Genomic DNA, 12437 nt, shown 5'->3' on the forward strand with positions numbered 1-12437 from the left:
TTACTCGCGATGTGTCAGGTTTAGTTGCATAGTCTATCATGCGCTTAAGGGGAAGCGTATTGCTCGCGCGGGAGAGGCTATGGCAAAGATTGATTTTCGCAACAAGATAAACTGGCGTCGACGCTTCCGTTCGCCGCCGCGGGTGGAGACGGAGCGCGACATCCTGCGGATCTTTGAAAGCGATCGGGGACGGATCGTCAACTCGCCGGCAATCCGCCGCCTGCAGCAAAAAACTCAGGTCTTCCCGCTCGAGCGCAACGCGGCGGTGCGCACTCGCCTGACCCACTCGCTGGAGGTGCAGCAGGTGGGGCGCTATATCGCCAAAGAGGTGCTGAGCCGGCTGAAAGAGCTGAGGCTGCTGGAAGAGTATGGCCTGGAAGAGCTGACCGGGCCATTCGAGAGCGTGGTGGAGATGGCCTGCCTGATGCACGATATCGGCAATCCCCCGTTTGGCCATTTTGGCGAAGCGGCGATTAACGACTGGTTCCGTCAGCGCCTGGCGCCCGGCGATGCGCTCGGGCAGCCGCTGACCGACGATCGCTGCGAAGTGCAGGCCTTACGCCTGCATGACGGAGAGACATCGCTTAATGCGCTGCGCCGTAAAGTGCGCCAGGATCTCTGCAGCTTTGAGGGCAACGCGCAGGGCATTCGTCTGGTCCATACGCTAATGCGTATGAACCTGACCTGGGCGCAGGTGGGATGTATCCTGAAATATACTCGTCCGGCGTGGTGGTCTGAGGAGACGCCGGCCAGCCACAGTTATTTAATGAAGAAACCTGGCTATTATTTAGCCGAAGAAGAGTATGTCGCGCGTTTGCGTAAAGAACTGGATCTCGCGCCTTACAATCGGTTTCCATTAACCTGGATTATGGAGGCTGCGGATGACATCTCATATTGCGTCGCGGATCTCGAGGACGCGGTGGAAAAACGTATTTTTAGCGCAGAACAGCTCTATCAGCATCTTTACGACGCCTGGGGCAGTCATGAAAAAGGCTCGTTATTTTCGCAGGTAGTAGAAAATGCCTGGGAGAAATCGCGAGCCAATTATCTGAAGCAGAGCGCGGAAGATCAGTTTTTTATGTATTTGCGGGTGAATACGCTGAATAAGCTGGTGCCCTACGCGGCGCGCCGATTTATTGACAACCTACCGGCAATCTTCACAGGGGACTTTAATCATGCGTTGCTGGAGGACGACAGCGATTGCAGTCAGCTACTGGAGCTCTATAAAAATGTGGCGATGAAACAGGTCTTTAGCCATCCGGATGTTGAGCAGCTGGAATTGCAGGGCTACCGGGTGATCAGCGGCCTGTTGGATATCTATCAGCCGCTGCTGAAATTATCGCTGGAGGATTTCAGCGAATTAGTAGCGCAGGAGCGGGTACGACGTTTACCCATTGCCTCCCGGCTGTATCAGAAACTTTCGACCCGTCACCGGCTGGCCTATGTTGAAGCGGTAAATAAACTGGCGCGTACGGCGCCCGAATTTGCGCTGATGGAATACTATTATCGCTGCCGTCTGATTCAGGACTATATCAGCGGGATGACGGATTTGTATGCGTGGGATGAATATCGGCGTCTCATGGCGGTGGAATAGGCTGGAGTTTTGTAAAGATGGACAATAAATTTTTACTTTTTCCAGAAACTTAATTCCGGAACTTAGCGTTATAAAATGACTCTGATAGTCACGTACACAGCAACTTTCGTTACCTGATATTGAGATTGAAACTGATGAAAAAAACCACGTTAGCAATGAGTGCACTGGCTCTGAGTTTAGGTCTGGCGTTGTCCCCGCTCTCTGCGAGCGCGGCAGAAACGGCATCTTCGGCCACTAATGCACAGCAGATGCCAAGCCTGGCCCCGATGCTGGAGAAGGTGATGCCGTCGGTGGTGAGCATTAACGTTGAAGGTAGCACCACCGTTAATACTCCACGGATGCCACGCAACTTCCAGCAGTTCTTTGGCGATAATTCGCCGTTCTGCCAGGATGGTTCTCCTTTCCAGAGTTCGCCGTTTTGCCAGGGCGGCGGACAGGGCGGTCAGCCTGACGGCGGCCAGCAGCAGAAATTTATGGCGCTGGGCTCCGGCGTCATCATTGATGCCGCCAAAGGGTATGTGGTGACCAACAACCACGTCGTGGACAACGCCACCACGATTAAGGTTCAGCTGAGCGATGGCCGTAAGTTTGATGCCAAAGTCGTCGGCAAAGATCCGCGCTCTGATATCGCGCTGATTCAGATTCAGGAGCCAAAAAACCTGACGGCGATTAAGCTTGCCGACTCCGATGCGCTGCGCGTCGGTGATTACACCGTGGCTATCGGCAACCCGTTCGGTCTGGGCGAAACCGTGACCTCCGGGATTGTCTCCGCGCTGGGCCGTAGCGGCCTCAACGTGGAAAACTACGAAAACTTTATCCAGACCGATGCGGCGATTAACCGCGGGAACTCCGGCGGCGCGCTGGTGAACCTCAACGGCGAGCTGATCGGTATCAACACCGCCATTCTGGCGCCGGACGGCGGCAACATCGGTATCGGTTTTGCTATCCCGAGCAACATGGTGAAAAACCTGACCGAGCAGATGGTGAAATATGGCCAGGTGAAACGCGGTGAGCTCGGCATTATGGGCACCGAACTGAACTCTGAGCTGGCGAAAGCGATGAAAGTCGATGCCCAGCGCGGGGCCTTCGTCAGCCAGGTAATGCCAGGTTCGGCGGCCGCGAAAGCGGGCATTAAAGCCGGCGATGTCATCACCTCCCTCAACGGGAAAGCGATCAGCAGCTTCGCCGCGTTGCGTGCCCAGGTCGGCACCATGCCTATCGGCAGCAAAGTTGAGCTTGGTCTGCTGCGCGACGGCAAACCGGTGACCGTGACCGTCGAACTGCAGCAGAGCAACCAGACCCAGGTTGACTCCAGCACCATCTTCAACGGGATTGAAGGGGCGGAAATGAGCAATAAGGGTCAGGATAAGGGCGTGGTGGTCAATAATGTGAAAGCCGGTACCCCGGCGGCACAGATTGGCCTCAAGAAAGGCGACGTCATCGTCGGGGCGAATCAGCAGCCGGTGAAAAACATCGCCGATCTGCGGAAAATCTTCGACGCCAAACCGTCCGTACTGGCGCTGAACATTCAGCGCGGCGACGCCTCTATCTATCTGCTGTTGCAGTAACCGCCAGCGCTCGCTTCCCAGCCCCTTCCCTCGCCGAGGGCAGGGGCTTTTTTCGTTCTGTGACCGCCCCCACAACTCCACATATCTCACCCCGGCTTAGTGCAAATGCACAATGCAGCGCGACGATGACTCTTTTATGCTGGTGCCCAGCAAAGGGGAGGACTACATGGCTGGCTGGCATCTTGATACCAAAATGGCGCAGGATATTGTGGCGCGGACCATGCGCATCATCGATACCAATATCAACGTGATGGATGCCCGCGGGCGGATCATCGGCAGCGGCGATCGGGAAAGGATTGGTGAATTGCACGAAGGCGCGCTGCTGGTCCTCTCCCAGGGGCGGGTGGTGGATATCGACGACGCGGTCGCTCGCCATCTGCACGGGGTTCGCCAGGGGATTAACCTGCCGCTGCGCCTGGAGGGGGAGATCGTCGGGGTGATCGGCCTGACCGGCGAGCCGGAGTCGCTGCGAAAATATGGCGAGCTGGTGTGCATGACAGCAGAGATGATGCTGGAGCAGTCGCGGCTGATGCATCTCCTGGCCCAGGACAGCCGTCTGCGCGAAGAGCTGGTGATGAACCTGATTCAGGCGGAAGAGCATACCCCGGCGCTGAACGAATGGGCTCAGCGTTTAGGCATCGATCTCAATCAGCCGCGCGTGGTGGCGATGATTGAGGTAGACAGCGGTCAGCTCGGCGTGGACAGCGCGATGGCGGAACTGCAACAGTTACAGAACGCGCTGACCACCCCCGATCGCAATAATCTGGTGGCCATTGTCTCGCTCACGGAAATGGTGGTGCTGAAACCGGCGCTGAACAGCTTTGGCCGCTGGGACGCTGACGATCACGTCCGGCGCGTCGAGCAGCTTATCGCCAGGATGAAAGAGAATGGCCAGCTGCGCTTTCGCGTGGCGCTGGGCAACTTCTTCACCGGCCCAGGAAGTATCGCCCGCTCTTACCGTACCGCACGGACGACGATGATGGTTGGCAAGCAGCGGATGCCGGAGAGCCGCAGTTATTTCTATCAGGATCTAATGCTGCCGGTGCTGCTTGACAGCCTGCGCGGCGGCTGGCAGGCCAATGAGCTGGCCCGTCCGCTGGCGCGTTTGAAGGCCATGGACAACAACGGGCTGCTGCGGCGGACGCTGCAGGCGTGGTTTCGCCATAACGTGCAGCCGCTGGCGACGTCAAAGGCGCTGTTTATTCATCGCAATACGCTGGAGTACCGGTTGAACCGTATCTCGGAGCTGACCGGCCTGGATCTCGGTAGCTTTGACGACAGGCTGCTGCTGTATATCGCGCTGCAGCTGGACGAACAACGCTAAGACGTGGAGGCAAAAAAATGCCGGGCAGCGACGCGCCATACCCGGGCTGGACGATGCATGCTGTTTGGAGTGGATAGAGACCACCAGCCCGGCCAGGCAACGCGCCGCCGGGATGCTCTTACTTACGGGTGAGCTTTTCCAGATCGGCTTCGATTTCGCTGATCTTATTGGTGACCACGCTTTCCAGATGGCGTAAATCGTCGAGGATTTTACGCTTGAGATCGATTTCAGTGCGATCGCGCTGGCAGATCTGATCCAGCTCGTCGATAACGTAGCGCAGATTGGGGCTGATCTCTTGGACCTCTTTGTAGCCCTGGCCGACGCCGTCGGCGACGACGGTTTTGCGCTGACGCGGATATTTGAACTTCACGCTCTTGGCGAAGAATTCGCCTTTGTCTTTCTGAAAATAGATTTTCAGAATATCGTTGTTAGCTTCCTGCCGCAGGCTATAGCGATCGATCTCATCAGGGTTGGTAATGCCAAGACTTTTCAGATTATCGTACATAACGGTACCTTTGATAGCATCATAACCATTGAATAATTAACGAAAAAATCCATTTTCGCCAGCATCAAATATAAAAAAAGCGGGATATCTCCCGCTTTTTATTTGCTTTAGTCGATGGTGCGCAGCAGTTCGTTAATGCCGACCTTGCCGCGGGTTTTGGCATCGACTTTCTTCACAATCACCGCGCAGTACAGGCTGTATTTACCATCTTTCGACGGCAGGTTGCCTGAGACCACCACCGAGCCAGCCGGTACGCGGCCGTAGAAGACTTCGCCGGTTTCGCGATCGTAGATTTTGGTGCTCTGACCGAGGTAAACGCCCATGGAGATGACGGAGCCTTCTTCGACAATCACCCCTTCAACCACTTCAGAGCGCGCGCCGATGAAGCAGTTATCTTCGATGATGGTCGGGTTCGCCTGCAGCGGCTCCAGTACGCCACCGATGCCGACACCGCCGGACAGATGCACGTTTTTACCGATCTGCGCGCAGGAGCCGACGGTGGCCCAGGTATCAACCATGGTGCCTTCGTCAACGTAGGCGCCGATGTTAACGTAGGACGGCATCAGCACAGTGTTGCGGGCGATGAACGCGCCCTGGCGCACGGCGGCCGGCGGCACCACGCGGAAACCTTCTTTCTGGAAACGCGCTTCGTCGTAGTCAGCGAATTTCATCGGCACTTTATCGAAGTAGCGGCTTTCCGCACCATCGATAACCTGGTTATCGTTAATACGGAAAGAGAGCAGTACCGCCTTCTTCAGCCACTGATGCGTCACCCACTGACCGTCGATCTTCTCAGCGACGCGCAGCGCGCCGGAATCAAGAAGGGCGATAACCTGGTTAACCGCTTCGCGGGTCACGGTATCCACATTAGCCGGCGTAATGTCGGCGCGACGCTCGAAAGCGGACTCAATAACGTTCTGTAACTGCTGCATTGTTTCTTTCCATTTACTAAAAAAAATACGTCACCCTTTATCGTTTGGATTGAGGGCCGCTGTCAACCGTTGTTGCACTTCTTGTTGCAGCTCATTATTAAGGGCACGCCGGTCGGCGGTGGCGATTATAAATAAATCTTCTACTCGCTCACCAATTGTCGTAATTCGCGCCCCGTGAAGCGATATCCCGAGGTCGGCGAACACCTGCCCGACGCGGGCGAGCAGCCCGGGCTGGTCGAGCGCTATCAGCTCCAGAAACGATTTTCGGTCGGTATGGGTCGGCAGGAAATTCACCTCGGTGTCCACGGAAAAATGGCGTAGCTTTGCCGCCTGACGACGCGGGGCCGGAGGCTGCCAGCTGCGCTGAGTGATGGTCTGCTCCAGCCCCTGGCGGATCGCCTCGTGGCGGTCGGCGGAAAGGGGGCTGCCGTCGGGCTCAAGGACGATAAAGGTATCCATCGCCATACCGTCGCGGGTGGTGAAGATCTGCGCGTCGTGGACGCTGAGGTTGCGACGGTCAAGTTCGCCACACACCGCGGCGAACAGGTAAGGGCGATCCGGGCTCCAGATAAAAATCTCCGTACCGCCGCGGGTGGCCTGCGAGCTCAGCAGGATCATCGGCTTATTCAGATCGTGGCGCAGCAGGTTGCGGGCGTGCCAGGCGAGCTGCGTCGGCGTATGTCGCACGAAATAGTTGGCGCGGCAGCGGTTCCAGATCTGATGCAGCGCCTCTTCATTAATATTGTCCATCCGCAGCAGGGCCAGCGCCTGCAGCTGATGGTGACGCACTCGTTCGCGCATGTCCGGGGTGCTTTGCATGCCGCGACGCAGCTGCTTCTCGGTGGCGAAATAGAGTTCACGCAGCAGGCTCTGCTTCCAGCTGTTCCACAAGGTTTCGTTGGTGGCGCAGATATCGGCGACGGTCAGACACACCAGATAGCGCAGACGATTTTCCGTTTGCACCTCCTCGGCGAACTGCTTAATCACCTCCGGATCCTGAATATCGCGCCGCTGGGCGGTGACCGACATCAGCAGGTGGTGACGCACCAGCCAGGCGACCAGCTGCGTTTCGCGCGAGTTCAGCCCGTGCAGCTCGGCAAACTTCAGCACATCCTGCGCGCCGAGGATCGAGTGGTCGCCGCCGCGCCCTTTGGCGATGTCGTGGAACAGGGCGGCAATTAAGATCAGCTCCGGGTGCGTTAAGCGCGGCCACAGCTCCACGCACAGCGGGTGGCGGCTGCGGGTTTCTTCTTTGGCAAAGCTTTCCAGCTTGAGCATCACCCGGACGGTGTGTTCATCGACGGTGTAGGCGTGAAACAGGTCGAACTGCATCTGGCCGACGATATGCGACCACTGCGGCATATAGGCCCACAGTACGCTGTGGCGATGCATCGGCAGCAGCCCGCGACTTACCGCCCCCTGATGGCGCAGCATACTGAGAAAGAGCGTGCGCGCCTCCGGGATATAGCACAGCGGCTGGGTGAGATGACGGCGGGCGTGGCGCAGATGGCGCAACGTCGTTGAGTAGATGCCGGTGATGGTGCTGTTGCGCACCATGATATAAAACATGCGCAGAATGGCCTGCGGTTCGCGAATAAACAGCGTGTCGTCACGCAGATCGATAAGGGTGCCTCGCAGCTGGAAATCATCATCGATCGGGCGTGGTTTTTCATCCTCGGTCAGGGCGAGGATAGCCTCCTCAAACAGCTGAAGCAGCATCTGATTCAGCTCGCTCACCCGGCGGGTAACGCGGAAGAAGTCCTTCATCATGTGTTCAATCGGCTGGTTGCCGTCGCCTTCATAGCCTAGCCGGCGGGCCACGCTGAGCTGGCGGTCGAAAAGCAGACGGTTGTCATAGCGCGTGAGTTCGAGATGCAGCGCGAAACGGATGTGCCACAGCTGATGCAGACACTCATTGAGTTCATTGCGCTCGGCTTCGGTCAGAAAGCCGAAGCCGACCATCTCATCCATTGAGGTGGCGCCGAAATGGCGGCGAGCCACCCACTGTAGCGTATGGATATCGCGCAAGCCGCCGGGGCTGCTTTTCACGTCCGGCTCGAGGTTATAGCTGGTGCCATGATAGCGCTGATGACGGACGTTCTGCTCTTCGACCTTGGCGGCGAAGAACTTTTCCGATGGCCAGAAGCCGTCGCTAAAAATATGTTTTTGCAGTTCAAGGAACAGCGCGACGTCGCCGATCAGCAGGCGCGATTCGATTAAGTTGGTGGCAACGGTCAGATCCGAGAGACCTTCCAGCAGGCACTCTTCGAGGGTGCGTACGCTGTGGCCCACCTCCAGCTTGACGTCCCACAGCAGGGTGAGTAGTTCGCCGACTTTTTGCGCCTGGTCGTCCGGCAGTTTTTTACGACTGAGGATCAGCAGATCGACGTCTGAGAGCGGGTGCAGTTCGCCACGGCCATAGCCGCCGACGGCGACCAGCGCCAGGTCGCTGACGGATTCAAAACCGCAGGCGATCCATAATCGCTGCAGCAACTGGTCGATAAATTCGGTGCGCGCCGCGATGAGCTGCTCCGCGACGATGCCGGAGTCAAACGCCTCGCCCAGCCAGTGCTGGAAGGTATCGATGTGCGCCTTGATTGCGGCACAGTTCAGATCGCCCTGCGGCCAACTCACCGGGTGTTCCGGCGGGACGGGCAGGAGAGGGGAGGCTGTGTCAGGTAATGAGTTGCTCATCGCGTCACCATAAGAAAAAACTATCTAATAAAAAAGCCGGCGGGCGCCGGCTTTTCATCATTCATCGTGCGAGATTATCGCCGGGATGGTGTCATCCTTGCGTAGCGTCAGAATTTCGCAGCCGTTGTCTGTCACCACAATAGTATGCTCGTACTGCGCAGACAAGCTCCGGTCTTTGGTTTTCACCGTCCAGCCGTCTTTCATGCTGCGGATCTCTTTTTTACCGGCGTTGACCATCGGCTCGATGGTGAAGGTCATGCCTGGTTTGAGTACGACGTTGGTCTCCGGCGAATCGTAGTGCAGCACCTGAGGTTCTTCATGGAAGCCGCGGCCGATACCGTGCCCGCAGTACTCGCGAACCACGGAGAAACCTTCGGCTTCCACAAATTTCTGGATCGCCGCGCCGATCGCGCGCAGGTTGATGCCTGGCTTCACCATTCTCAGCGCCAGGTACAGGCTTTCCTGAGTGATGCGGCACAGGCGCTCGCCGAGAATCGTCGGTTTGCCGACGATAAACATTTTGGAGGTATCGCCATGGAAATCATCTTTAATGACGGTCACGTCGATATTCACGATATCGCCATCTTTCAGCAGCTTGCCGTCATCAGGGATACCGTGACAGACCACTTCATTGACCGAAATGCAGACGGATTTCGGATAGCCGTGATAGCCGAGGCAGGCGGAAATGGCCTTCTGCTCGTTAACGATATAGTCGTTACAGATGCGGTCCAGTTCGCCGGTGCTGACGCCCGGTTTTACGTAGGGTTCGATCATTTCCAGCACTTCGGCGGCCAGGCGGCCGGCAACGCGCATTTTTTCGATGTCTTCAGATGTCTTAATAGAGATAGCCATGGAGTATGTCCAGCAGTGTCGATATTTTCGACAATAATAGAGTAAGTCCTGTCAATGGTAACAGTCCGGGCAGGCTGGTGCCAAACTGAGAATCATTAACAGCACGCGACGTCAACAAGAGTTGGTGTCTGGATGGATTTTGTGGTATAAAGCGCGCCGGACTTCCGTTCCATCTCAGATACACAAGGATGGACGTAAGCGACATAGCTCACTTTGTGTAATAACACACACGTATCGGCACATATTCCGGGGTGCCCTTCGGGGTCGGTAATATGGGATACGTGGAGGCATAACCCCAATTTAATCTATAGAGGTTTTAAACATGGCAACTGTTTCCATGCGCGACATGCTCAAGGCTGGTGTTCACTTCGGTCACCAGACCCGTTACTGGAACCCGAAAATGAAGCCTTTCATCTTCGGCGCGCGTAACAAAGTTCACATCATCAACCTTGAGAAAACCGTACCGATGTTCAACGAAGCTCTGGCTGAACTGAACAAGATCGCTGCTCGTAAAGGTAAAATCCTTTTCGTTGGTACTAAGCGCGCTGCAAGCGAAGCGGTAAAAGACGCTGCTCTGAGCTGCGATCAGTTCTTCGTGAACCATCGCTGGCTGGGCGGTATGCTGACTAACTGGAAAACCGTTCGTCAGTCCATCAAACGTCTGAAAGACCTGGAAACTCAGTCCCAGGACGGTACTTTCGACAAGCTGACCAAGAAAGAAGCGCTGATGCGCACTCGTGAGCTGGACAAGCTGGAAAACAGCCTGGGCGGTATCAAAGATATGGGCGGCCTGCCGGACGCACTGTTCGTTATCGACGCTGACCACGAGCACATCGCTATCAAAGAAGCAAACAACCTGGGCATCCCGGTATTTGCTATCGTTGATACCAACTCTGATCCGGACGGCGTAGACTTCGTTATCCCGGGTAACGACGATGCAATCCGCGCAGTAAGCCTGTACCTGGGCGCTGTTGCTGCTACCGTTCGTGAAGGTCGCTCTCAGGACCTGGCTTCTCAGGCGGAAGAAAGCTTCGTAGAAGCTGAATAATAAGGTTTAAGCCCTTATTAGTACCGTGTATGAATAGGGGCCCATTATCGGCCCCTTTTTTCAATTTACGCTGTTTGGCCGTTGGCCGGGCAGTATCCACATCTCCCGAGGATTTTAGAATGGCTGAAATTACCGCTTCCCTGGTAAAAGAGCTGCGCGAACGTACTGGCGCAGGCATGATGGATTGCAAAAAAGCGCTGACTGAAGCGAATGGCGACATCGAGCTGGCAATCGAAAACATGCGTAAATCCGGCGCGATCAAAGCGGCGAAGAAAGCAGGCAACGTGGCTGCTGACGGCGTGATCAAAACCAAAATCGAAGGCAACTACGGTTACATTCTGGAAGTTAACTGCCAGACTGACTTCGTTGCTAAAGATGGTGGTTTCCAGGCATTTGCCGACAAAGTACTGGACGCCGCTGTTGCAGGTAAAATCTCCGACGTTGAAGTTCTGAAAGCGCAGTTCGAAGAAGAACGTGTTGCGCTGGTTGCTAAAATCGGCGAGAACATCAACATCCGTCGTATCGCTGTTCTGGAAGGCGACGTTCTGGGCAGCTACCAGCACGGTGCGCGTATCGGCGTTCTGGTTGCCGCTAAAGGCGCTGACGAAGAGCTGGTTAAGCAGCTGGCAATGCACGTTGCTGCAAGCAAGCCGGAATTCGTTAAGCCGGAAGACGTGTCTGCTGAAGTGGTAGAGAAAGAGTACCAGGTTCAGCTGGACATCGCGATGCAGTCCGGTAAGCCGAAAGAAATCGCAGAGAAAATGGTTGAAGGCCGCATGAAGAAATTCACCGGCGAAGTTTCTCTGACTGGTCAGCCTTTCGTTATGGAGCCGAGCAAATCTGTTGGCCAGCTGCTGAAAGAGCACAACGCTGACGTGACTGGCTTCATCCGCTTTGAAGTGGGCGAAGGCATTGAGAAAGTTGAGACTGACTTTGCAGCAGAAGTTGCTGCGATGTCCAAGCAGTCTTAATTTTTAAAAAAGGAGCCGCCTGAGGGCGGCTTCTTTTTGCGCCCATTTTGTAAATTCAGCCAACTGCTTATAGTGGCCGCGCTGAAATGCGACATACAATGTCGCCGGAATTATCACATCTCATTCGTTGACAGTCTCAGGAAAGAAACATGGCTACCAATGCAAAACCCGTCTACAAACGTATTCTGCTGAAATTAAGTGGCGAAGCGCTGCAGGGCTCAGAAGGCTTCGGTATTGATGCAAGCATACTTGACCGCATGGCTCAGGAGATCAAAGAGCTGGTTGAGCTGGGTATTCAGGTTGGCGTAGTAATTGGTGGCGGTAACCTGTTCCGTGGTGCTGGTCTGGCGAAAGCGGGTATGAACCGCGTTGTGGGCGACCACATGGGCATGCTGGCAACGGTCATGAACGGCCTCGCAATGCGTGATGCGCTCCACCGCGCCTATGTGAACGCTCGTCTGATGTCCGCCATCCCGCTGAACGGCGTATGCGACAACTACAGCTGGGCAGAGGCCATCAGCCTGCTGCGCAACAACCGCGTAGTGATCCTCTCCGCTGGTACCGGCAACCCGTTCTTTACCACCGATTCCGCAGCCTGCCTGCGCGGTATCGAAATTGAAGCCGATGTGGTGCTGAAAGCCACCAAGGTTGACGGCGTATTCACCGCTGACCCGGCAAAAGATCCTTCTGCCACCATGTACGATCAGCTGACCTACAGCGAAGTTCTGGAAAAAGAGCTGAAAGTCATGGATCTGGCGGCCTTCACCCTGGCGCGTGACCATAAATTACCGATTCGCGTCTTCAACATGAACAAACCTGGCGCCCTGCGTCGCGTGGTGATGGGCGAAAAAGAAGGCACATTGATCACGGAATAATTCCCGTCAGCGCCAAATCCGGGTAATATTCCGCTTTACTTTCGCGGGGATATTGCCCGGTGATTTTCATTAAA

At 55.8% G+C, this 12437-nt stretch carries 10 protein-coding genes; 6 read left to right on the forward strand and 4 right to left on the reverse strand.

Translation table 11 applies throughout. From position 1 onward, the window contains the following. Positions 1 to 79 precede the first annotated feature (79 nt). The 3 genes from dgt to cdaR all read left to right on the forward strand — a co-directional run bounded on the left by dgt (position 80) and on the right by cdaR (position 4486). Positions 80 to 1594: a dGTPase gene (dgt, locus tag DR88_RS21695; protein ID WP_004145871.1), complete on the forward strand. Its 1515-nt coding sequence runs from the start codon at positions 80 to 82 to the stop codon at positions 1592 to 1594. Between the two features lie 134 nt (positions 1595 to 1728). Continuing rightward, a complete protein-coding gene (degP, locus tag DR88_RS21690; protein WP_004177363.1) occupies positions 1729 to 3162 on the forward strand; it encodes a serine endoprotease DegP in 1434 nt (477 codons plus the stop codon). A 166-nt stretch (positions 3163 to 3328) separates the two neighbouring features. Continuing rightward, on the forward strand, positions 3329 to 4486 hold the full coding sequence (gene cdaR, locus DR88_RS21685) for a DNA-binding transcriptional regulator CdaR (RefSeq protein WP_002889289.1): 1158 nt from the start codon (positions 3329 to 3331) through the stop codon (positions 4484 to 4486). Positions 4487 to 4604: 118 nt separating this feature from the next. Here the strand turns inward: cdaR and DR88_RS21680 are convergent, their stop codons facing one another. From DR88_RS21680 to map, 4 genes are all read right to left on the reverse strand, one after another. Then, a complete protein-coding gene (locus DR88_RS21680; RefSeq protein ID WP_002889292.1) occupies positions 4605 to 4991 on the reverse strand; it encodes a DUF3461 family protein in 387 nt (128 codons plus the stop codon). A gap of 107 nt (positions 4992 to 5098) precedes the next feature. Further along, positions 5099 to 5923, reverse strand: coding sequence for a 2,3,4,5-tetrahydropyridine-2,6-dicarboxylate N-succinyltransferase (gene dapD / locus DR88_RS21675; RefSeq protein WP_002889295.1), 825 nt, complete (start codon positions 5921 to 5923; stop codon positions 5099 to 5101). 30 nt (positions 5924 to 5953) lie between these two features. Further along, a complete protein-coding gene (gene glnD, locus DR88_RS21670; RefSeq protein WP_004147140.1) occupies positions 5954 to 8617 on the reverse strand; it encodes a bifunctional uridylyltransferase/uridylyl-removing protein GlnD in 2664 nt (887 codons plus the stop codon). 57 nt (positions 8618 to 8674) lie between these two features. Continuing rightward, positions 8675 to 9469: a type I methionyl aminopeptidase gene (gene map / locus DR88_RS21665; RefSeq protein WP_011977676.1), complete on the reverse strand. Its 795-nt coding sequence runs from the start codon at positions 9467 to 9469 to the stop codon at positions 8675 to 8677. A gap of 322 nt (positions 9470 to 9791) precedes the next feature. Here map and rpsB point away from each other — a divergent pair, with 322 nt between their 5' ends. The 3 genes from rpsB to pyrH all read left to right on the forward strand — a co-directional run bounded on the left by rpsB (position 9792) and on the right by pyrH (position 12363). Then, complete coding sequence (gene rpsB / locus DR88_RS21660) at positions 9792 to 10517, forward strand: 30S ribosomal protein S2 (RefSeq protein WP_002889299.1); 726 nt, start codon at positions 9792 to 9794, stop codon at positions 10515 to 10517. A 119-nt stretch (positions 10518 to 10636) separates the two neighbouring features. After that, positions 10637 to 11488, forward strand: a complete 852-nt coding sequence (gene tsf, locus DR88_RS21655; RefSeq protein ID WP_004151930.1) for a translation elongation factor Ts — start codon at positions 10637 to 10639, stop codon at positions 11486 to 11488. 149 nt (positions 11489 to 11637) lie between these two features. Further along, positions 11638 to 12363 carry a UMP kinase gene (gene pyrH / locus DR88_RS21650; RefSeq protein WP_002889306.1) on the forward strand — a complete coding sequence of 242 codons (726 nt, stop codon included), beginning with the start codon at positions 11638 to 11640 and terminating at the stop codon, positions 12361 to 12363. The last annotated feature ends 74 nt before the right edge of the window (positions 12364 to 12437 follow it).

The sequence above is a fragment of the Klebsiella pneumoniae genome (assembly GCF_000742135.1).
Lineage (GTDB): Bacteria > Pseudomonadota > Gammaproteobacteria > Enterobacterales > Enterobacteriaceae > Klebsiella > Klebsiella pneumoniae.

Coding starts and splice junctions, on each gene's coding strand:
- glnD (WP_004147140.1), bottom strand. CDS start 8,617: ATGAGCAACTCATTACCTGACACAGCCTCCCCTCTCCTGCCCGTCCCG.
- rpsB (WP_002889299.1), top strand. CDS start 9,792: ATGGCAACTGTTTCCATGCGCGACATGCTCAAGGCTGGTGTTCACTTC.
- map (WP_011977676.1), bottom strand. CDS start 9,469: ATGGCTATCTCTATTAAGACATCTGAAGACATCGAAAAAATGCGCGTT.
- tsf (WP_004151930.1), top strand. CDS start 10,637: ATGGCTGAAATTACCGCTTCCCTGGTAAAAGAGCTGCGCGAACGTACT.
- dapD (WP_002889295.1), bottom strand. CDS start 5,923: ATGCAGCAGTTACAGAACGTTATTGAGTCCGCTTTCGAGCGTCGCGCC.
- DR88_RS21680 (WP_002889292.1), bottom strand. CDS start 4,991: ATGTACGATAATCTGAAAAGTCTTGGCATTACCAACCCTGATGAGATC.
- degP (WP_004177363.1), top strand. CDS start 1,729: ATGAAAAAAACCACGTTAGCAATGAGTGCACTGGCTCTGAGTTTAGGT.
- pyrH (WP_002889306.1), top strand. CDS start 11,638: ATGGCTACCAATGCAAAACCCGTCTACAAACGTATTCTGCTGAAATTA.
- cdaR (WP_002889289.1), top strand. CDS start 3,329: ATGGCTGGCTGGCATCTTGATACCAAAATGGCGCAGGATATTGTGGCG.
- dgt (WP_004145871.1), top strand. CDS start 80: ATGGCAAAGATTGATTTTCGCAACAAGATAAACTGGCGTCGACGCTTC.